Origin of the sequence: Nonomuraea africana (assembly GCF_014873535.1) — a bacterium.
Classification (GTDB): Bacteria; Actinomycetota; Actinomycetes; order Streptosporangiales; family Streptosporangiaceae; genus Nonomuraea; species Nonomuraea africana.
In genome coordinates, this window is the sequence record NZ_JADBEF010000001.1 from 115,200 (window position 1) to 134,487 (window position 19,288).

A 19,288-nucleotide genomic window follows, 5' to 3' on the forward strand; every position below is an offset into this window, starting at 1 on the left:
CCGGGCGATTCGCGAACTTTGTGGCGACGCGGCACATCCAAGATCCCGTGACACTAGTTGCTGGAGATCCGCTGCGGATCGGGGATTACTGGCTGGCCGGACGGCTGGGCGCGGGCGGCCAGGGCGTGGTCTACGAGGCGTACGACCAGACCGGGCGCCGGGTGGCGATCAAGATGCTGCACGGCGTCGACGTGGGCCTGCTCCAGCGCGAGGCCACCGCGGCCCAGCGGGTCTCCTCCTTCTGCACGGCGGCCGTGATCGAGGCCGATCTCACCGGGCCCCGGCCGTACCTGGTCAGTGAGTACGTGGAGGGGCCCAGCCTGGGCGCCGCCGTACGCAACGGCAGGAGCTTCACCGCGGGAGAGCTGCACCGGCTGGCGACCGGCGTCGCCACCGCGCTGACCGCGATCCACGACGCGGGCGTGATCCACAGGGACATGAAACCGGACAACGTCCTGCTCGGCCCCGACGGCCCCCGAGTGATCGACTTCGGGCTCGCGCGGACACTGGAGATGTCGCTGACCGCGACCGGGCTGATCTCGGGGACGCCCACGTACATGGCGCCGGAGGTGTTCACCGGCGAGCGGGCCGGGGCGCCCGCCGACGTGTTCGCGTGGGGCGGGATCATGCTGTTCGCCGCGACCGGCAGGGACCCGTTCAAGGCCGAGACGCTCGGCGCGGTCATGCACCAGGTCATGTCGGTCGAACCGGACCTCACCTGCCTGCCGGAGTCGCTCCGCCCGCTGGTCCACGCCGCGCTGCGCAAGGACCCACTGGAGCGGCCGACGGCCCGCGCCCTGCTGCTCGCCCTGATCAGCGGCGACGGGCAGCTCGACACGGCCAGGCTGCTCGCCGAAGGCGGCCGGGCGGCACACCTCACGACGGAGGCGCACGACCCCGGCCTCGGCCCGCTCGCGGAGGAGGCCTACGGCATGCTCGGCCCGGCCGACCGCGAGCTGGCCGCGCAGGTGTTCCTGCGCCTGGTGACGGTGGACGAGGACGGCGAGCTGTCCATCAGGCGGGCCCGCCTGAGCGAGTTCGCCGAAGCGCAGGGCGTGCTGCGGGTCTTCGGCTACCTCCTGGAGATCAGCGGCGACGAGGTACGGCTGGCCCGGCCGGCCCTGCCGCACGCGTGGCCCCGGCTGCGCCGCTGGATCGAGAGCAACAGGGACGGCCTGGCCGCGCACCGGGACATCCTGGCGGCGGCTCGGCGGTGGGACGAGCGCGGCCGGCGGGACGGCGACCTGTTCGCCGGGCACTCGCTGGAGAACGCGCTGCAGTGGGCCGCCACCGGCCGCAAGGACATCACGCTGGCCGGCTTCGAACGCGACTTCCTGGACGCGGGCGCCGCGCTGGGCCGCCGCAGGGCGCGCAGGACCCGGCTGGCGTCGATGAGCCTGGCCGTCCTGCTGGTCGTCTCGCTGGCCGCGACCGGCGTGGCGGTGTGGCAGGGCAAGGTGGCAGACGACCGGTTCCGCGCCGCCGAGGCGGCCAGGATCGCGGCGGCCGCGGGGGCGATCCGCGCCACCGATCCCGGACTCGGCGGGCTGCTGAGCGTCGCCGCCTGGCGGCTCAACCCGACCGCGCAGACCCGCAAGGCCATGAACGACTCCCTCGCCAAACGCGAGACCGGCGTGTTCCAGGATCCGGCGGCCGAACCCGGCACGATCCGCACGCTCAGCGCCGACAGCCGGACCCTGGTCAGCGTCAGCGGCAACGAGGCGCGCCTGTGGGACGTGGTCGGCCGCCGCCAGGTCGGGAAACTGAAGCTGGACGTCAAGGGCACGCCGATCGACATGGCGCTGAGCCCGTCCGGCGCGGTGCTCGTGCTCCTGACCAGCAGGGGCGTGCACGCCTGGGAGGTGAAGACGGGCAAGGTCAGACGCGTTTGGCGATTCCGCAGCCCCATCGGTGGCGAGCAGGTCGACCGAGCCGCCATCAGCTTCGGCACGGTCGATCGCTATGTGCTGCTGGAACGGGAGGCCTTCACCCTCTGGGACCTCGAGACAGGGCGCACCGCGCGGCTCCCCGGCTACTGGAACGGCGCGATGACCCCGGACGGTTCGGCGGTCTACATGCAGTACCGAAACACCAAGAGAATCGGCAGATTCGCGTTGCCCAGCCTGAAACTCACCGGCACCAGGCCGGCACAGGGCTCCTGTGACTCCTGCCCCGACCCGCTGGCCGTCACCAAGGACGGATGGTTGCTCGAAGCGCTGCCGGGACGGCGGCTCGGCGGGGCCGACCTGAAGGACTCGACAGGGTTCGCGATCGCCGAGTGGATCGGCATCGGCCCGGACCCATGGAATCAGGGAAGCCTGGTCTTCAGCCACGACGAGAAGCTGCTCGCTTCGGCGACAGACGACCAGATCCAGCTCTGGGGTGACGGCATGCTCCTCACCACGCTCACCGTCAGCTCCCCGCCCGGCCCCTACCGATGGGCGGCCACGGTGATGTCGCCGCAACCGCGATTCGACCCGGACGGGAAGACGCTGCGCTACCTCACCGAGGACCGCGTCTTCTCCCTCGACTTCTCGGCGCTCACCGCACCGGCCGACCTCGAGTCCGACACGGCGGCCATCAGCCCGGACGGCACGCTCAGCGTGGACCAGCTCAGCACCGACTCGAGCACGGGCGCCGCCTACGTGCGGACTACGAAGAAACGAGAGCTGCTGCTGCGTGGCCGAGCCAGAGGACAATTCTCCCTCACCGGCGCCGCCTTCAGCCCGGACGGCAAGCTGATCGCGCTGACCACTTTCGAGATCTACGACAAGTCGCCCGACGACGTCGAGAACATCAGCCGCCTGCGGATCCACGACACCGCGACCAGGAAGGAGATCAAGCGCCTCACCCTGAGCGACAGCGGTGAGGCGTTCATTCGCGGCGTCAGCCCCGACGGCACCAAGGTCGCGGTGGAGCTCCGGCTATCGGACGACTCGACGAAGTCCACGCTCCAGCTCTGGGACTGGAAGGCCGGCCGCGCGCTGTGGTCGGCCCAGCTGAACAGCCTGACCGACGTCGCCTTTACCGCCGATGGGGCTCGGCTCGCCGTGCTGGCGCAGGAGCCGGGCCTGCTGGACGCCGCGACGGGCAAGCGCATCGGCCCGGCGCTGCGCGCCACCGGCCGGGCGACCAGCCTTGCCTACGGCGCGTTCACCCGGGCCGGACTGCTCGTCACCGCGGACAGCCGGGGACGCCTGACCGTCTGGAACCAGGACGGCTCACCCAGGACGGTCATCGGAGGCACGCCCGGCACGCCCACGACGCTCGCCGTCTCGCCGGCGGAGGACCTGGCCGCCCTGGTGGGCGGCGACGGCCGGGTCCGCCTCTACGACCTGACGCTGGGACAGTCGGTCGGCGCGGTTCCGGACGACGATCGGGGGGCCGTCCAGCGGGTGGCCTTCACTCCGGACGGCGCCCGCCTGATCACCTTCGACCAGTTGGGCGCGCGGCACGAGTACCCCGTGGCGCCGTCGGCCGTGGCCGACGCCCTGTGCGGCCGATCCGGCCGGACGCTCACCGAGCAGGAGTGGGCGGCCCACCTGCCGGACGTTCCCTCGGTGGAGGTGTGCGGGTGACGTTCAGGGGACCCCTCATTTAGGGGTGGCACGGCAGGGCGAAGCTCGTCACCGTTCGGCGACGCGTCGCCCTGGGACCTGCCCGACGACATCTGGACCAGGCGGCATTGACACCGAGCCTTCGGAGCGCAAACGTGTTCCGTATGCGGAACAACTCACGCTTCGCCCAGGTGCGGTCGTTCGACATCGACCGGGTCGCCGCGGCCGCCGGATCCGACCCCGACGTCCTGCGGATGGAGAACCTCGACACCGACGTGCCGCCGCCGCCCGCCGCCGTGGAGGCGACCGTCCACGCGCTGACCACCGGGCAGGGCAACAGCTGGCTGCCGTTCAGCGGGCTGCCCGTGCTGCGCGAGGCGATCGCCGCCGACCTGCGCCTGCGGACCGGTCTCGACTTCGACCCGGTCCGGCAGATCGTCGTCACCTCCGGCGGCACCTCGGCGGTCATGCCGGTGCTGCTCGCCACCACCGAGCCGGGCGAGCGCGTGGTGCTCACCGACCCCACGTACGCCGGTCTCTTCCAGCGCGTACGGCTGGCGGGCGCGCAGCCGTCCCTCGTGCCCCTCCGGGTCCGCGACGGGTTGTGGCGGCTCGACAGGGACGCGCTCCTGCGGGTGTCCGACGCGGCGGCGCTGCTGCTGATGAGCCCGTCGATGCCGTCGGGCGTCGTCCTCGACCAGGAGGACTGGGCGGCGGTCGCCCAGGTCTGCGAGCGGACCGGCGCGTACCTGATCTACGACGCGGCCATGGAGCGCATCGTCTTCGACGGGCACCCGCGTATCAACCCGTGCCGGGTCGACGGGCTGGCCGAGCGGACGATCGTGATCGGGTCGATGTCCAAGGAGTACCGGATGATCGGCTGGCGGATCGGCTGGGTGGCCGGGCCGCCGGACATCATGGCCCGCGTCATCGTGGCGGTCACCTACAACACGACGGTCTCCAGCGGGTTCGCGCAGCTCGGCGCCGCCGCGGCGCTCGCCGGGCCGAGTGGCGTCGAGGAGGCGGTGGCCGAGTACCAACTCCGCCACGACACCGTCATCAGGGAGCTGGACGGGCTGCCGGTGGTGCGGGCGGCGGGCGGCTGGTCGTGCCTGGTCGACGCGGAGGCTCTGGGGCTGGGCGCGCCGGAGCTGTCGGCGCGGCTGCTGGAGCGTGGGCGTATCGCCGCCACCCCGATGACCGCCTGGGGCGAGGCCGTCGCGGGCCGGTACGTCCGGCTGGTCTACAGCAACGAGCCGGTCAAGCGGCTGACCGAACTCCGCGACCGCTTCACCGCCGCCCTCGCCTGAGGGTCGGTCCTCACCCGACGGTCGCCCTCGCGGGCGGGCCGTAACCCTCGTCCGACCGCCCTCGTCCTCCGCGGGTGTGAGTCCGAAGGTCCGGCGAAGCCAGAGGAGGTAGTCCTGGCGGGCGGGGGAGGGGCGCTGTCCTCATCCTCGACGGTCATCGTGGCGAGGTAGGCACTGGCGTATTCTAGCTTTTAGTGCTCATTTGACTACCAATTGTGATGGCTGGGAGTGACGGATGGACGCACTGCTCGAGCGGGTACTCGACGCCCATGGCGGGCTCGACCGCTGGAAGAACCTCTCGGCCCTGAGCGCGAGGGTCACGTACGGGGGCCCGTTCTGGGAGTTCAAGGGGCACCCCGACTTCGCCGACACCAACCTCGTCGAGGCGAGCCTCCAGGAGCAGCACGTCCGTCAGATCCAGGAGTCGATCGGCCGTACGGTCGACTTCGACAAAAAAGCCGACCGGGTCATCGTCACCGGCGCGGACGGCGCCGTCATCGATGCCCTGGACCGCCCACGGACGACCTTCGACGGCTACACCCCGGACACGCGGTGGAGCATCGCGCAGATCGCCTACTTCCGCGCCTACGACACCTGGCACCACCTGGCCGAGCCGTACGTCTTCACCTGGCCGGGCGTCGAGGCGCACGAGGTGGAGCCGTGGACGGAGGACGGACAGGAGTGGCGCGTCCTCAGCGTGACGTTCCCCGGCTCGGTCGACACCCACAGCGCGACCCAGCTCTACTACTTCGACGCCGCCGGTCTGCTGCGCCGGATGGACTACGAGCCGGACGTCAACGGCCGGACGCCGGTCGCCCACTACATCCGCGAGGAGCAGACGTTCGACGGGATCGTGGTGCCGACCAGACGGCACGTCCACGCCCGCAACGAGGACCGGACGCCGGACCTGTCCTGGACCCCGATCACGCTGGACATCACCGACGTCACGTTCAGCTGACGGCCCGGCGCGACACCAGATGGGACATCACCACGTATGCGCTCAAACGCCTTCAGGTCCGCGGCTCGTTGCTCGTCGTCCGTCCTCGATGAGGTCGCGGCCGAGGCGGCTGCTCATGCTTGCGTGGCGGCGCGGGCCCGTTTCACCGTCCACCACAACGGAACCGCGGCCAGGCAGATCACCAGAGCGGAGAGGATGGCGGTCTCGTAGCCGAGGTCGTATGCCCGGAGGCCGATCTCGCCCCCCGCCACCGATCCCGCGCTGACCGCAGAGAGCAGCAGCGGCGCGGCCAGGTGCCTGCCGGCCCCCGCCAGCGTGATGAGGCTGTGCAGCACGGACGGCCCCAGCGCGCGCAGCGCGAGCTCCCACACCACCACACACGCGATCGCGATCGCCATCCCCATCGACAGCATCGTGACGGCGTTGGCCACGAAGAGCAGGGCCAGCGTGAGCGCCAGGATCGCGTTGGCGATCATCATGGCGCGCACGGCGTCGCGGTCCGCCGCCCAGCCGCCGGCGAACGTCGCGATCACGATGCCGACCACCAGCGCCACCAGGATGACGGTGAGCTGCGTGATCGACAACTCGCCCAGGTCGCCCAGCATGGGGACGACGGCCGGAACCATGGCGGCCTGCGCACCCATGAGAAGTGCGGCGACGCCCAGCACGGCCAGCACGCGAGGCGTGAACGCCGGCCGGAACCTCCCGCCCTCCTCCCGCGCGACGACGACGGTCGGGAGGAGCAGCCACAGGAACGGCAGAGAGACCAGGCCGACGACGGCGATCGCGAGCAGAGCGAGGCGCCCGGACAGGACCTCCGCCGTCCACGCGCCCAGTGTCGGACTCAGCACAGCCGCCGCCGCGCTGGCGCCGAGCAGGGCGGCGACCGCTCTGCCCAGCCACGCGGCCGGCACCGTCGAGGCCGCCATGACGCAGGAGGCCCCGAAGAACAGGCCGTACAGGGCGCCGGCGGCGACCGTACCCACCAGAAGCACGCCCGTGCCGGACGCCAGCGCCATGGCCGCGATGACCAGCACGGCCGCCCCCATGGTCAGGAGCAGCAACAGCCGGCGGCCGAGCCGAAGGCTCGCGGCGGTCAGCAGCGGCCCGCCGACGGCCAGCCCCAGGAGGTACGCGGTTCCGGTCGGCGCGAGCGGTGTCCCCTCGTCGGTGGCGAGCTGGGGCAGCACTCCGGCCACGAGCCCCTGGACACTGGCCAACAGGAAGGTGCCAAGGGATAACACGGCCAGGGCGGCGACAGTTCTCGGCCGGGAGGGGTGGTTCACGTTGAGCTCCATCCATCGGTGCGTCCGGGCGCGCGGGACCGTCGTTGGCCGAGACCCCGCAGTCGATCAGTCTGCTGGACGCCACCGACGTTTCTCACCGGAAGAACACTCGGACGGCGCGCCCTGTCTCTCCGGCTCAGCACTCCCCGGCGGCCTGGCACAGCCGGGCAGCCATCGCCCGGGCGTCGGCCAGCAGCCTGGTGAAGTCGTGCTTGCCGATCTTGCCATACGCCGTGAACTCGCTGTACACGAGCACGGCGCTGCCCTTCCTGACCACCACGGCACGCTCGGCGCCGCCGAGGCTCTGCTTCGAGACGTTCTGGGCGCTGACGGTGAGGGCCTCATCCCCCAGCTTCACGACCGGCGCGGTCTTGACGGCCAGCTCCTTCGTGGCGCACGACGCGGCCCCGGTCCGCAACCCCTTCATGACCTGCTGCGCGGCCGCGGGGCTGGGCATGATGACCACCTGCTCGGCATAGCGGTAGTCGCTGTCGCCACTGGCGTTGACCGTGCGGGAGTCCTCGGCCTTCCGCACGCTAGGCCGCTTCGCCGGGCAGTCGGTCAGCAGGGCGAGGGGCTGGGCCTTGTCGGTGACCTCCCAGGTCATGTACTTGTCCTGGGCCTTCTTGTGCTCGTACTTCAGAAAGCCCTTGGGGATCTCGCGCGGGGCGGCGGCGAAGGCGGGGGCGGTGGCGCCGAAGACGAGCACGGCACCGGCGACACCGGAGAGGATCAGCTTGATCATGGGGGATTGCCGCTTTCTTGATCAGTGAGTGTGCAACATCCCCTTTGATGCGATCAAGAAGCCGGAGGTTCGCGTCCGATGCGGCGGATTTTCGTCAGGAGGCGTCCCCTCGCCGGCCCTCCTCGGTTCCGAAGCCGTCGAGCGACTCGCGCTCCTCGAGGCTGCGCAGTTCCTGGAACACCGAGATGTGCAGGCCGGCGGGCGCGTCGAACCTCGCGTTCAGCGACTGCCACGGCGTGACCGTGGGCGGCGCGACCTCCTCGGCGCCGGCCGAGAGCAGCCGGTCGGTGGCGGCTCGAGCGTCGTCGACCTCGAACGCGACCCGGATCTTGGGTGCCACCTGGCGGCCCACCTCGACATCGTCGATCATCCTCTTCTGCGCGGGATTCGCGATTTCGAGCGTGGCCCGCCCGGCGTCGAGGATCGCCACGTGCGCGCCGTCTCCACCGGAGAAGGCGGCCTGCTCGGGCAGGCCCAGGGCGTCCCGGTAGAAGGCGAGGGCGGCCTCGTAGTCCTCCGCCTCGACCACCAGCCGGAGTTGGCGGACGGCCGGCGGCTTCCCGTTCTCGGCGGCGTCCTGGGAAAGGGTCATGGGATCTTCTCCTCAGCGTGAGTGATCGGCAGGACGAGCTTTTGTCACAACGGGACCGGCCTGCCGGTTATGCCATCCGATCGGCCACAGCCCCAGGCCGGCAGCCACGCGTCATCGAGCACGCGGCCGAACTGCACGTCGGCGAAGTGGTTGCCGACTTGCCCGCGTCGTCGAGGTACTCGGGATGCCCGGCCCAGAACTCGTCGGTCGTGGTCGGCAGCCAGGAGCGGCCGGGCAGCTGCACGTGCCCGTCGGGGACGTAGCTGATCGTGAGCCGGCCGAGCTGGATCGTGCGGATGCCGGCCGGGCGGGTCAGGCGGGGGTCGATGGTGGCGCTCGTCATGGCTGTCCTCATAAGTTCCTGACCACGCGCTCGCCCTTGGCGGGGCTGTCGCCGCAGGAGCAGGACAGTCTGCGCGACCTGCTCCTGCGCGCCGCCTCAGCCGCCGACGAGCGCTGACGCGAGCGCTGACGGGGCGCGTCGCCGCTCAGCGGGTGGTGTAGCCGCCGTTGACGAAGAAGGTCTGGCCGTTGGCCCACCAGCCGTCGGTGAGCAGGAACCGCACCCACGGCACGATGTCCTCGATCTTGGTGAGCTCGCCGTTCATCGCCGACGACTTGTGGTAGGCGATGGAGTCGTCGGTTTCGGCCGGGTAGAAGAACCCGGTGTCCATCGGCCCTGGCGCGATGTTGTTGACCGAGATGTTGCGGCCGAACAGCTCCTTCGACAGCGCACGGGTGTAGTGCTCGACCGGCGACTTGCTGCCCGCGTAGATCGAGTACAGGCCGGTGTAGGCGGCCAGCAGCGAGGTCACGATCGTGATGATCTTCCCGCCGTCCTCGACGCGGCGCGCGGCCTCCTGCATGACGAAGTAGGCGCACTTGGCGTTGACCGCCACCATCCGGTCGTAGTCCTCTTCGGTGGTGTCGAGCAGCGGCTTCTTGATGACCATGCCCGCGGTGTTGACGCTGGCGTACAGCGAGCCGTACTGCTTGAGGGTCTCGTCGAAGACCCGCCTGATCTCGGGGACCCGCGTCAGGTCACCCTGGATGGCGAAGGCGTCGCCGCCCGCGCCCTTGCACGCCTGTACGGTCTCCTCCGCGTCGCCCTTGGAGGAGTTGCTGTTGTAGTGCACGACCAGTTTCGCGCCATCCGCGGCCATCGTCCGGCAGATCAGGCTGCCCAGATTCCTGGACGCGCCGCCGACGAAGACCACCTTGCCGTTGAGTGAGCGATCCGGCATCGCGATCAATCCCCCTGAAGCTGTGATACGTGTTCGGGGGGAGTCGGTGGACACCATTACGGACATTACGGGCCTGAATGTCAGTGCGGGCCAAACCCCGGGTCAAAGCACGGCGGCCGCGTTGAGCCCCGGGCCCAGGCCCCGTAGCAGGGTGTCGACCAGGCGGGTGGCCAGGGTGTCGGCGTCGCCGTCGTGGTGCTGCGCCGCCTCGTGGATCAGCGCGTAGTACACGCGCCTCGCCCAGTCGACGTCGACGTCCGCACGGAGCACCCCCGCCGCCTGAGCCCGCCGGAAGAGCCGGTCGCACGAGGCCTCGACCTCCGCGTGCACCCTGCTCACCTCGGGGTCGGCGGACAGCGCCCGGCTCATCGCGAACCCCCAGTCGATCTTCACCCGCAGCACGTTCGCCGTGACCTGATAGAGCGCGACCAGCGGCGGCGTGGTCTCGGGATGCGCGGCCGCCACGGCCGCGGCGAACTGCCTGGTCGCCCAGCCCGCCATCGCGTCCACCAGCGCCTCGCGGGAGGCGAAGCGCCGGTGCACGGTCGTGCGCGCCACCCCGGCCGCCTCCGCGATCTGCTCCATGCTTGCCGCCGGATTCCTGCTCAGCACCCGCTCGGCCGCCTCCAGGATCGTCCGTACGGTGCGCTCGGCGTCGGACCGCCGCGCCCGCGTCGTCTCACTCACGCCACAGAGGATACGGCATCGTGCCGATTCAAGCCTGAGTTGCGTCATCAGTGTTGCAAGTCCTATGGTCAAGGCATCGTCATTGACGCACCTAAGAGGGGAAAGACCGCCATGGACATGCGACTCACCGGCAAGACCGCCGTCGTCACCGGCGCGAGCAGGGGCCTCGGCCTGGCCATCGTCAAGGCGCTGACCGGCGAGGGGATGCGGGTCGTGGCCGCCGCGAGAACCATCTCGCCGGCGCTCAAGGAGAGCGGGGCGAGCGTCGTGGCGGCGGACCTGTCCACCGCGCAGGGCCCCGCCGAACTGATCGACCAGGCGCTGGCCGAACTGGGTGAGATCGACCTGCTGGTCAACAACGTGGGCGGCGGCGACGGCGGCGAGGGGCAGCTCGGCGGCTTCCTCGGCTTCGGCGACGAGCAGTGGCACCAGGCCTACGACCTGAACTTCCTCAGCGCCGTGCGCGCCACCAGGGCCGCCATGCCCAGCCTGCTGCGTCAGCGCGGCGCGGTGATCAACATCTCCTCCAACGGCGCCCGCATGCCGCACGCGGGCCCGATCACCTACACCACGGCCAAGGCGGCGCTGACCGCGTTCGGCAAGGCCCTGGCCGAGGAGTTCGGCCCGCGCGGGGTGCGGGTCAACACGATCTCGCCCGGCGCGGCGCGCACCTCGATGTGGGAGGACCCCAACGGCTACGGCGCCGCACTCGCCGCCTCCCTGGGCGTCGAACACGAGCAGCTCCTGGCCGGGCTGCCGGCGAACATGGGAATGACGACCGGCAGATTCGTCGAACCGGAGGAGGTCGCCGCCCTGGTGACGTACCTGGCATCACCCCACGCCGGCAGCGTCAACGGCGCCGACCACATCATCGACGGCGGAGCCGTCAAAACAGTCTGACACCGCCTCCCCAAGGACACGGGTTCTCCCTGATCGCGCCGTTGACAGTGTGAATCAGGAAATCGTCAAGTGCTGGCCCCGCCCCGCCGTACGGCCGAACCTCCCGAGGCCCAGGGAACGGTGGGGTCGTGGTGTGACGATCACGTGGCGAGCGGCCTCTCCAAAACCGCTCGCCACGTGATCGTCGTGACGACGACCGGCGATTGGAGCGCCGACAAGCTCGCGCCGCCTTCTCAGCCGGTGCCGGCGGGTGGCTTCGTCGCGCGGAGTGAGTAGATCAGCGGGACTCTGGGCCGGCCGGCGGGGAAGCGGCGCTCGTCCCAGTTGGCGCGGTTGGCCGCACGCCAGTCGGTGGAGGTCCGGTGCGTTGTCACGACGGGCCACGGTAGTCAAGGGCGCTCGTGGGGCTCAAACCGTTTAACCGAGGTGCCAGTGCGAGGTCCGATTGTCGCCGTCGCCGCGGCCGGGCCATGGGGAGAATCTGGCGACATGTCTTTCTGGTGGGAAATCGCCCCATGACGACCGGCATCGGCATTCCGCCGTCCGACGGCCTAGCATCGCGCCCGAATCCGCCGACGGCCCGCCGCGACTTCGGCCTGCTCTGGGCCGGCCAGTCGCTCTCGCTCTTCGGCGACCAGTTCATGGCGCTGGCCCTGCCCCTCCTGGCCGTGACCGTGCTGGGTTCCTCCCCGGCTCAGGCGGCGCTGCTGCCGTTCGCGCTGTTCGTGCCGTTCCTGCCGCTGGGCCTGCCGGCCGGGGCCATCGTCGACCGGCTGCCCCGCCGTACCGTCATGCTGGTCTGCGACGGCGTGCAGGTGGTCGCGTTCGGCGGGATCTGCGTGCTGGCCGCCACCGGTGACCTGACGTTTCCGCTGCTGTTCGGGCTGATCCTGCTCAGCGGGTGCGCGGTGGTGTTCTTCCAGGTCGCCTACACCTCCTACCTGCCCAGCCTGTACGGCGACGCCGAGCAGCTGCATCGCGGCAACACCCGCCTGGCCCTGTCGGAGTCGACGTCCAAGGCGCTGGGCCCGATGGCCGCCGGTCCGCTCATCGGCGCACTGGGCCTGATCGGCGCGCTCGCGGCCAACGCGCTCAGCTTCGCGGCCTCGCTCGTCTCGCTGGCCCTGATCCGGCACAGGGAGCCCAGCCGGCCCGCCACCGTACGCCGGCGCGGCTGGCTGCGCCGCGACATCGCCATGGGCCTGCGCTTCGCGCTCCGTCACCCGATCCTCGAGCCTATCCTGTCGTGCGGCACCGTCTACGTGCTGTTCCTGTCCATGGTGGAGACGAGCCTGGTGCTCTACTGCCGTGACGTCCTCGGCCTGTCGCCGTCCTGGATCGGCGTCGTGATCGGCGCCGCCGCGGCCGGCTACCCGATCGGCAACCTGATGTCGGCCCGCCTGAAGCGCCGCCTCGGCGCGCCCCGGACGCTCGCGGCCGCCGCCACGGTGTCCGTCCTGGGCATCGTGAGCATGCCCGCGCTCGGCTCCCTCGGTGGCGTCGCGGGCACGGCCGGGCTGGTGGCGGGGAGCGTCGTCCACTGCGTCGGCGAGGGCGCCTTCAGCCCGACCTCGCTCACCCTCCGCCAGACGCAGACCCCCGCGGACCTGCTGGGCCGGGTCGGCGCGGTACAGAGGTTCCTGCTCTGGGGCGCGATCGCGCTCGGCAGCCTTGCGGCGGCCGGGACCACCGCCCTCGCGGGCCTCTCGGCCTCGGTGTGGATCGGCGCCCTCGGCACCGTCCTGTGCCTGCCCGCCCTGCTGAGAGGCGGTATCCGAGCAGCTGTGAGACGGGGCGCGTGAGCGGCGGCCTATCCCGCCTGGTCGTCCTCAAGAGCCGCGAGGTCGGCCGGCATCTGGTCGGCGCGGCATGGATCCTCCAGCGGTGGCGGACCTGGCTCCTGCATGGCCGCAGGGGGGTGGTCCGCCCGCGGGCGTCCCGGACGGAACGGCCACGGCGGGCGGATCGCCGGGGTGGTCGGTTCTCGGCCGTCAGCAGGTGGACTGGTCCGTCGCCGTGCCGGACTCGCAGGCCGAACGCTGCGCGCGAGCGCGGAGCTGGGCCAGCGTGGGGACGCCGGCGGACCTGACCTGCGGGTCACCGCCGAGAAGCTGTGCGGCGCGCTCCTCTTCCGCGAGCGGGGCGATCAGTGCCGCGCCGGGTGTCTCCTCAATGAACACGCCCTGGCCGATCGGGAGGTGCACGACCTCCTGGTACGCCTGGGCCGCCGGCGCGGGAGGCCGCCGCTTGGCCCTGTTCAGGGCGTTGTCGACGTAGAACAGGCCCTTGCCTGCCGTACCGAGTGACTGGCGCAGCCCGTCGAGGGTCGTGCCGGCGGGCTGCTCCACCCTGAGCCGGATCTGTCCCGCGTCGTAACCGCGGCCGAGCCTCCCTGCGAGGATCTTGTCGACCCTGATCACGACGCTGGCCCAGCGGATCACCGCCTGCTCGCTGTCATACGGCACGACCTGCGGGGTGACCGAGTCGTCGCCCGAGGCGTAGGCGATTCCCGGCTCGACGCCGACCACCGTCCCCTCGACGAGGGCGGCGGCCGGGCGGAACGAGCCGGACGGCTTGGCGCCGGGGGTGATGTCGTCGACGGAGTCGAACAGGTACTCTCCCGTCCCGCTGTCGGCGTGGAGCTGGGACCAGAATGAGGCGGGGGCGGCCTTGGCGGCGGGCTCCTGGGCGCAGCCAGTGAGGACGGCGAAGGCGGCGACGGCCGTGAAGAGCTTGATGTGTCTCATCGCCGGACTCCTAGTAGCGGCCGTTGATGTGGGCGACATCGTGCGAGCTGTACTTGATGGTGGTGTGGGCTCCGGTCCGCAGGCAAGACGACGACTCGGAGGAGTGGCTGAGGCCGACGGTGTGCCCCACCTCGTGGCACGCCAGGGCCTGCCGCTTGGTGGTGGTCATCCAGTCGATGTCGGCCAGGTCGTAGCGGACCTCGTACTGGTCGCAGCGCCACGGCTGGGTGCTGTCGGCGGGGGCGATGTTCTTCACGCACTTGGCGTAGGCGTACAGGTTGTAGCCCGTGCTCGAGCCGTCCCAGTCCAGGTCCCAGTGGTCGACGTAGTAGCGGTCATAGGACTCGACGTCGGTGCTGGGGTCCGGGGTGGTGTCGGGGGCCACGGTCATGTCGGTCTGGGCGTCGAGGTTGAGCAGCGCCGCCTTGACCGCGGTTCTCGTGCGGGTCTCCAGCGACGCGTAGTTGTACCAGTGCTTGGCGTTGTCGGCGAAGGGGCAGCAGCCGTCGGCGGAGCCGAAACCGTTGGCGCCGGCGGGGGAGGCGGTCGTGACGACCGTTGCCGCGAGGATGATCGCTGGCAGGAGCTTGCGATAGGACATGGGATCCATAAATGTCGGGAAAAGGACGACCGAATAGGCTGCCGGTAAGTTGAGCAGAAGATCAATGGGTATGTCCAACCGCTCCTCGGTCCCGCGTGGACAACCGGCGAGGTCGTCCGGATCCGGGGCGGACCTTCACGGGGCTTGTTCAGTGGCGGGTGGCGGAGTCGGCGCCTCTTCGCGGGCCCCGATTCCCGGGTTCTGCGGCCGCTCCCGCTCCCTCCAGCGGTCCGCGCCCGCCGTCCCGCTGCCCATCGGGGTCAGGTGTCGAGCGGGCCGGTGTTGAGGCGGCGGGCGTTGGCCAGCACCTTTCTGAGGGCCGAGGTCAACCCCGTCAGCTCCTCGTCGGACAGCCCGGCGGTGATCCGGCTCTCCAGGAACTCCCGGTCGGCCGTGACGGGTTCCCGCAGCGCCTGGCCCTTCTCGGTGAGATAGAGCCGGACCAGGCGATGGTCCTTCTCGTCGCGCCGCCGGGTCAGCAGGCCGGCCGTGGCCATCCGCGTGGCCGGTGAAAGCGGGAACGACGGGGCGGGGCCTTCCGGTAGGCGGTGGTGGCGGGCCTGGGTGGGCGGCCCCGCTCCGAGCCGTACTCAGAGGGCGTGCGCCTTCGCTCCCCGGGCCGTACCTCCGAGCGCGTGCGGCCTCGCTTCTCGGGCGTCCGCTGAGAGTGGGCGGCCGTGCCTCCGACGGCGCGGCCTCGCCCCCCGGGCCGCGCCGTCGGAGATCCGGAGGGGAGCGGGTCCTCGGTCAGAGGAAGAAGCTGTCGTGGCGGAGGAAGAACTCCGCCCGTTCCTCGTCGTCGAGTTCGGCGAGCCGGGTGATCCCTTCGAAGTACTCCTCGCGCGGGGCGCCGGGCGCGAACAGCATCAGCATGGACGCCGGCTCGCCCGACTCGTTGCGGAAGGCGTGCAGTCCGCCGACCGGGACGTACAGATAGTCTCCGGCGGTCGCGTCGACCCAGTGCGCACCGTCGAACAGCCGCATGGTGCCGGACAGGATGAAGAACGACTCCGACATCGCCTTGTGGAAGTGGGTGCTCGGGCCGCCGAACTCAGGGCCCATGTCCACGCGGTACAGGCCGTACTCCCCGCCGGTGGACGCGGTGGTGGACAGGTAGTGGTACGAGGTTCCCCTGCCGACGGTGGGGCCGGACGAGGTCACGGGTGTCGAGACGAAGTCGGGTGCGGTGGTGGCGGGCCGGAAGACCGCGTTGACCTCGCCGTCGCTGCCGAAATAGCGCGGATCTGGATAGGACATCTTTCGCTCCTGGGGTTGTAGGGCCTGACGACCTAGGCGGCCGCGGGGGCGGGCTCGTCGAGGAAGTCGCGGGTGAGGGCGATCAGCCGGGTGGGGTCGGCGAACCAGTCCATGTGTCCCTCGTCGATCTCGACCAGCCGGCTCCCGGGGATGGCGGCGTGCAGTTGCCGGGAGCCCTCCAGCGGGATCATGTTGTCGCCCGCGAACCCGACGACCAGGGTGGGAGCCGTGATCGAGGGCAGCAGCGCGCGGATGTCCACCTGCGCGCCCAGGTCGATCTGACGGCCGATGCCGGGCGGCGGCCACGCGTCGTCCAGTGACTGGGCGAGCCCCTGGTGGCCGAAGGAGTCCAGGGCGGCGGGGCTGAAGCCGGTCAGTGCCGAGAACCGCTTGAACAGGTCGCGGTCGGTGTCGAGCAGCTTGCGCGAGGTCTCGAAGTAGAACGTGTCGCGGGGACCGGTCGAGTGTGCCCAGCCGCCGACCAGGATGAGCCTGCGCACCAGGTCGGGATGGGTGGCCGCGACGGCTGCGGCGGCGACCGCGCCGAGTGAGAAGCCGAGCAGGTCGACCGGGCCGCGCACCGCTTCCCTGGTGGCCGTGGCGACCTGCTCGGCGATCAGGTCGACGCTCAACTCGGCGCCGTCGTCTACGGTCTGCCCGCTGCCGCTGAAGTTGGGCCGGACGACGGTCCTGGTCGCGGTGAAGTGGTGCACGACGTTGCCGAAGACCTTGTCGGCATCGCCGCCGGTGCCGTGGACCAGCACCAGTCCAGGGCCCTGGCCCTCGACTTCGTAGTGGACGTCGGTGTCACGTACTGAGGTGAAAGGCATGGTGACCGCCACTCATAGGGAGATAAGATGAGCGCTAAGATAATCAGCACTTGTGTGAGTGTCAACTAAATGAGCGCTCACCTAATTCCCTGGAGGACTCATGGCCGACGCGGTGGCAGCGGTGCTGGAGCAGTGGCGCCGTGAGCGTCCTGACATCGACAGCCAGCCGATCGGCGTCGTCGGCCGGATCATGCGGATCTCCCGCATGTGGGACAAGGAGATCAAGGACTTCCTGTCCGGGCACGGACTCGAGCCCGGCGAGTTCGACGTGCTGTCCACCCTGCGGCGATCGGGCGCGCCCTACGAGCTGACCGCGGGCGCGTTCCTCAAGGCGTCCCTGGTCACCACGGGTGCGATCACCCTGCGCGTGGACCGGATGGAGGAGAAGGGGCTGGTCACCAGGGTCCGCGACACGGCCGACCGCCGCTCGGTCAAGATCCGCCTCACCGACCACGGGCTCGAGGTCATCGACCGGGTGCTCCCGCTGCACGTGGCCAACGAGGCTCGCCTCCTCGAAGCCCTCGACGACGAGGACTGCCAGAGCCTCGCCGCGACCCTGGCCACCCTGCTGGAGTCGTACGGCGACACGCCGAGCAATGGACCCGAAGCCCGATAGGGATCCCGAGGCCCGAGGAGGGCCCCGCCGCGCATGGCGTGGCGGGGCCGGGTGGGTGCTGCCTCGGATCAGACGCCGAACGGCGGCGCGTAGACGATGGTGCCGCTCGGCACCGCGAGCGTCTGGTCGAACACCAGGGCCATCATCGCCTCGTCAGGCACCTCGAAGGACGGCCGGATGCCGTACCGGGAGGCCGGCACGAACCCGAACCGGGGGTAGTACTCCGGGTGGCCGAGGACGAGAACGAGGTTCTCGCCCAGGTCACGCGCGGCCTGTAGCCCCGCGCGAATGGCCGCCGAGCCCGCCCCTCGCTTCTGGTGGCGGGGCAGCACGGCGCAGGGGCCGAGGGCCAGTGCCGGGGCGTCGCCGACGTGGCAGCGGGTGAGCAGCGCGTATCCGGCGATCGTGCCGTCCGCGTCCTCGGCGACGATGGACAGGCCGGGCAGCCACGCCGGGTCGGCGCGCAGCGCCTCGACGAGGTCGGCCTCCAGCGGCGTGGGGAAGGCGCCGAGGTTGACCTCGCGGATCGCGGGGATGTCCCGATCGGTCTCCGGGCGGGTGGTCCAGGTCTGCGACATGGTGGTGCTCTCTTTCGTGAAGTCGGTGGTGGGGGTGGCCGCGACTCGCAGGACGTAGCCGGTGTATCCGTAGTCCGCGCCGTGTTCGCGCCGCAGTTCGATCTCCCGCCGTTCGGCGGCGACGGCCGCGGCCATGCCGGGTACGGCCGGGTCGGCGGCGGCGATCCGCTCAGCGATAGGGGTGTAGTACTCCTCGAACCAGTCGCTGTCCGAGCCCGGCCCCTGCCGGGGCAGGCCGCGGTGCAGGAGGTGGAAGGCGTCGAGCTCGCTCATGAGCGCCGCTGCCTCTCGCGGAAGGCATAGGTCTGGCGCAGAGAGCGGGTGATCGCCTTCTTGACGTCCTCCCGCTGGGCGCGCGCGTCGCTGCGGGAGGTCGCCCACGCGTTCTCCCGCAGCAACTTGCGGTAGCTGGCCAGGCGCCGTTCGTCCAGCTCTCCGGCGGCGATCGCCGCCCGCACGGCACAGCCGGGCTCGCGGTCGTGGGAGCAGTCGGCGAAGCGGCAGTCGAGGGCGAGTTCCTCGATCTCGGCGAACGCCTGCTGCAGGCCCTCGTCCGCGTCCACGAGGCCGATCCCGCGCAGGCCGGGGGTGTCGATGAGGACGCCTCCGCCCGGCAGCGGGACCATCTCGCGGCGGACGGTGGTGTGGCGGCCCTTGCCGTCCTGGGCCCGTACCGCCCCGGTGGCGAGCACCTCGGCGCCCAGCAGCGCGTTGCCCAGCGTCGACTTGCCCGCGCCGGAGGACCCGAGCAGGACCACGGTTCCGGTCAGCACGGACGCCAGCGCGTCGAGCCCTTCCCCGGTCGCCGCGCTGGTGGTGATCACGGTCACGCCTGGGGCCAGCCGTTCCGCCTCGGCCGCCGACTGCGCGGGGTCAGGCGCCGCGTCGGCCTTGGTCAGCACCAGGACCGGCACGGCGCCGCTCTCCCATGCGAGGGCGATCAGCCGCTCGACGCGGCCGGGATTCGGCGCGGTGGCGAGTGAGGCGAGTACCGCGACCGTGTCCACGTTGGCCGCCAGCGCCTGGCCGTACGACCTGCGCGAAGGCGACGAGCGGACGATGACGCTGCGGCGCGGCAGCAGCGCCGTGACCTGGGGTGCGCCGCCAGGCCGCACCGCGGCCCAGTCGCCGGTGCACGGGGCCGACACCGGGTCGGCCGCCCCGACCAGCGAGGTGCCGGCCCGCAGCGGGCCGGTTTCGGTCACCGCGTCGCACTGGCCGCGGTCGACGGCGGCGATGCGCGCGGGGACCAGACCCGCGGCGCGGTGGGGGGCGAAGGCTCGTTCGAGCTCCTCGCCCCAGCCATAGGCGGACAGACCGCCTGGAAGAGAGGTGAAGGAAGACAACAGTCTGGAACCCTTTGCCAGAAGGGCCCCCGGC

At 71.0% G+C, this 19,288-nt stretch carries 20 protein-coding genes; 6 read left to right on the plus strand and 14 right to left on the minus strand.

The genetic code is table 11. The annotated features are described in order from the left end of the window. Positions 1-47: 47 nt before the first annotated feature. The 3 genes from H4W81_RS00530 to H4W81_RS00540 all read left to right on the plus strand — a co-directional run bounded on the left by H4W81_RS00530 (position 48) and on the right by H4W81_RS00540 (position 5,825). The gene (locus H4W81_RS00530) at positions 48-3,578 is read left to right on the plus strand and encodes a protein kinase domain-containing protein (protein WP_192772975.1); all 3,531 of its coding nucleotides are present in this window, start codon (positions 48-50) and stop codon (positions 3,576-3,578) included. Positions 3,579-3,721: 143 nt separating this feature from the next. Then, on the plus strand, positions 3,722-4,867 hold the full coding sequence (locus H4W81_RS00535; protein WP_192772976.1) for a pyridoxal phosphate-dependent aminotransferase: 1,146 nt from the start codon (positions 3,722-3,724) through the stop codon (positions 4,865-4,867). Positions 4,868-5,102: 235 nt separating this feature from the next. After that, a complete protein-coding gene (locus tag H4W81_RS00540; RefSeq protein WP_192772977.1) occupies positions 5,103-5,825 on the plus strand; it encodes a hypothetical protein in 723 nt (240 codons plus the stop codon). Between the two features lie 113 nt (positions 5,826-5,938). On the opposite strand, the gene H4W81_RS00545 is transcribed toward H4W81_RS00540, so the two are convergent. From H4W81_RS00545 to H4W81_RS00570, 6 genes are all read right to left on the minus strand, one after another. Beyond that, positions 5,939-7,111: an MFS transporter gene (locus H4W81_RS00545; RefSeq protein WP_192772978.1), complete on the minus strand. Its 1,173-nt coding sequence runs from the start codon at positions 7,109-7,111 to the stop codon at positions 5,939-5,941. Positions 7,112-7,247: 136 nt separating this feature from the next. After that, a complete protein-coding gene (locus H4W81_RS00550) occupies positions 7,248-7,856 on the minus strand; it encodes a hypothetical protein (RefSeq protein WP_192772979.1) in 609 nt (202 codons plus the stop codon). A gap of 94 nt (positions 7,857-7,950) precedes the next feature. Further along, on the minus strand, positions 7,951-8,448 hold the full coding sequence (locus H4W81_RS00555) for a VOC family protein (RefSeq protein ID WP_192772980.1): 498 nt from the start codon (positions 8,446-8,448) through the stop codon (positions 7,951-7,953). 67 nt (positions 8,449-8,515) lie between these two features. Next, positions 8,516-8,791 (minus strand): hypothetical protein, encoded by a 276-nt coding sequence (locus tag H4W81_RS00560; RefSeq protein ID WP_192772981.1) that lies wholly within the window; start codon positions 8,789-8,791, stop codon positions 8,516-8,518. A gap of 145 nt (positions 8,792-8,936) precedes the next feature. Beyond that, positions 8,937-9,692 (minus strand): SDR family oxidoreductase, encoded by a 756-nt coding sequence (locus H4W81_RS00565; RefSeq protein ID WP_192772982.1) that lies wholly within the window; start codon positions 9,690-9,692, stop codon positions 8,937-8,939. 102 nt (positions 9,693-9,794) lie between these two features. After that, on the minus strand, positions 9,795-10,379 hold the full coding sequence (locus H4W81_RS00570) for a TetR/AcrR family transcriptional regulator (protein WP_318781438.1): 585 nt from the start codon (positions 10,377-10,379) through the stop codon (positions 9,795-9,797). Between the two features lie 111 nt (positions 10,380-10,490). Here H4W81_RS00570 and H4W81_RS00575 point away from each other — a divergent pair, with 111 nt between their 5' ends. Then, entirely contained in the window at positions 10,491-11,279 is a 789-nt protein-coding gene (locus H4W81_RS00575) for an SDR family oxidoreductase (protein WP_192772984.1), read from the plus strand. Between the two features lie 233 nt (positions 11,280-11,512). Here the strand turns inward: H4W81_RS00575 and H4W81_RS00580 are convergent, their stop codons facing one another. Continuing rightward, complete coding sequence (locus H4W81_RS00580; RefSeq protein ID WP_192772985.1) at positions 11,513-11,653, minus strand: hypothetical protein; 141 nt, start codon at positions 11,651-11,653, stop codon at positions 11,513-11,515. Positions 11,654-11,794: 141 nt separating this feature from the next. On the opposite strand from H4W81_RS00580, the gene H4W81_RS00585 reads away from it, so the two are divergent. Then, positions 11,795-13,081: an MFS transporter gene (locus H4W81_RS00585; protein WP_192772986.1), complete on the plus strand. Its 1,287-nt coding sequence runs from the start codon at positions 11,795-11,797 to the stop codon at positions 13,079-13,081. Between the two features lie 189 nt (positions 13,082-13,270). Here H4W81_RS00585 and H4W81_RS00590 read toward each other — a convergent pair whose 3' ends face one another. The 5 genes from H4W81_RS00590 to H4W81_RS00610 all read right to left on the minus strand — a co-directional run bounded on the left by H4W81_RS00590 (position 13,271) and on the right by H4W81_RS00610 (position 16,714). Continuing rightward, positions 13,271-14,026 carry a hypothetical protein gene (locus H4W81_RS00590; protein ID WP_192772987.1) on the minus strand — a complete coding sequence of 252 codons (756 nt, stop codon included), beginning with the start codon at positions 14,024-14,026 and terminating at the stop codon, positions 13,271-13,273. A 10-nt stretch (positions 14,027-14,036) separates the two neighbouring features. After that, positions 14,037-14,627 carry a matrixin family metalloprotease gene (locus H4W81_RS00595; RefSeq protein ID WP_192772988.1) on the minus strand — a complete coding sequence of 197 codons (591 nt, stop codon included), beginning with the start codon at positions 14,625-14,627 and terminating at the stop codon, positions 14,037-14,039. Between the two features lie 260 nt (positions 14,628-14,887). Then, positions 14,888-15,124 carry a MarR family winged helix-turn-helix transcriptional regulator gene (locus H4W81_RS00600; RefSeq protein ID WP_192772989.1) on the minus strand — a complete coding sequence of 79 codons (237 nt, stop codon included), beginning with the start codon at positions 15,122-15,124 and terminating at the stop codon, positions 14,888-14,890. A 250-nt stretch (positions 15,125-15,374) separates the two neighbouring features. Beyond that, positions 15,375-15,884, minus strand: a complete 510-nt coding sequence (locus tag H4W81_RS00605) for a cupin domain-containing protein (RefSeq protein WP_192772990.1) — start codon at positions 15,882-15,884, stop codon at positions 15,375-15,377. Between the two features lie 32 nt (positions 15,885-15,916). Further along, on the minus strand, positions 15,917-16,714 hold the full coding sequence (locus H4W81_RS00610) for an alpha/beta fold hydrolase (RefSeq protein WP_192772991.1): 798 nt from the start codon (positions 16,712-16,714) through the stop codon (positions 15,917-15,919). A 100-nt stretch (positions 16,715-16,814) separates the two neighbouring features. Here H4W81_RS00610 and H4W81_RS00615 point away from each other — a divergent pair, with 100 nt between their 5' ends. Then, complete coding sequence (locus tag H4W81_RS00615; RefSeq protein WP_192772992.1) at positions 16,815-17,330, plus strand: MarR family winged helix-turn-helix transcriptional regulator; 516 nt, start codon at positions 16,815-16,817, stop codon at positions 17,328-17,330. A gap of 68 nt (positions 17,331-17,398) precedes the next feature. Here the strand turns inward: H4W81_RS00615 and H4W81_RS00620 are convergent, their stop codons facing one another. Then, positions 17,399-17,908, minus strand: coding sequence for a GNAT family N-acetyltransferase (locus tag H4W81_RS00620; RefSeq protein WP_192780521.1), 510 nt, complete (start codon positions 17,906-17,908; stop codon positions 17,399-17,401). A 269-nt stretch (positions 17,909-18,177) separates the two neighbouring features. Further along, on the minus strand, positions 18,178-19,254 hold the full coding sequence (gene rsgA, locus H4W81_RS00625; protein WP_225958370.1) for a ribosome small subunit-dependent GTPase A: 1,077 nt from the start codon (positions 19,252-19,254) through the stop codon (positions 18,178-18,180). Positions 19,255-19,288 lie beyond the last annotated feature (34 nt).

Bases quoted from the DNA above. Each gene is read 5' to 3' on its own strand.
- H4W81_RS00560 (WP_192772981.1), bottom strand. From the start codon at position 8,791: ATGACGAGCGCCACCATCGACCCCCGCCTGACCCGCCCGGCCGGCATC.
- H4W81_RS00575 (WP_192772984.1), top strand. From the start codon at position 10,491: ATGGACATGCGACTCACCGGCAAGACCGCCGTCGTCACCGGCGCGAGC.
- H4W81_RS00605 (WP_192772990.1), bottom strand. From the start codon at position 15,884: ATGTCCTATCCAGATCCGCGCTATTTCGGCAGCGACGGCGAGGTCAAC.
- H4W81_RS00555 (WP_192772980.1), bottom strand. From the start codon at position 8,448: ATGACCCTTTCCCAGGACGCCGCCGAGAACGGGAAGCCGCCGGCCGTC.
- H4W81_RS00590 (WP_192772987.1), bottom strand. From the start codon at position 14,026: ATGAGACACATCAAGCTCTTCACGGCCGTCGCCGCCTTCGCCGTCCTC.
- H4W81_RS00595 (WP_192772988.1), bottom strand. From the start codon at position 14,627: ATGTCCTATCGCAAGCTCCTGCCAGCGATCATCCTCGCGGCAACGGTC.
- H4W81_RS00615 (WP_192772992.1), top strand. From the start codon at position 16,815: ATGGCCGACGCGGTGGCAGCGGTGCTGGAGCAGTGGCGCCGTGAGCGT.
- H4W81_RS00600 (WP_192772989.1), bottom strand. From the start codon at position 15,124: ATGGCCACGGCCGGCCTGCTGACCCGGCGGCGCGACGAGAAGGACCAT.
- H4W81_RS00550 (WP_192772979.1), bottom strand. From the start codon at position 7,856: ATGATCAAGCTGATCCTCTCCGGTGTCGCCGGTGCCGTGCTCGTCTTC.
- H4W81_RS00565 (WP_192772982.1), bottom strand. From the start codon at position 9,692: ATGCCGGATCGCTCACTCAACGGCAAGGTGGTCTTCGTCGGCGGCGCG.
- H4W81_RS00540 (WP_192772977.1), top strand. From the start codon at position 5,103: ATGGACGCACTGCTCGAGCGGGTACTCGACGCCCATGGCGGGCTCGAC.
- H4W81_RS00610 (WP_192772991.1), bottom strand. From the start codon at position 16,714: ATGCCTTTCACCTCAGTACGTGACACCGACGTCCACTACGAAGTCGAG.
- H4W81_RS00585 (WP_192772986.1), top strand. From the start codon at position 11,795: ATGACGACCGGCATCGGCATTCCGCCGTCCGACGGCCTAGCATCGCGC.
- H4W81_RS00535 (WP_192772976.1), top strand. From the start codon at position 3,722: ATGCGGAACAACTCACGCTTCGCCCAGGTGCGGTCGTTCGACATCGAC.
- H4W81_RS00620 (WP_192780521.1), bottom strand. From the start codon at position 17,908: ATGTCGCAGACCTGGACCACCCGCCCGGAGACCGATCGGGACATCCCC.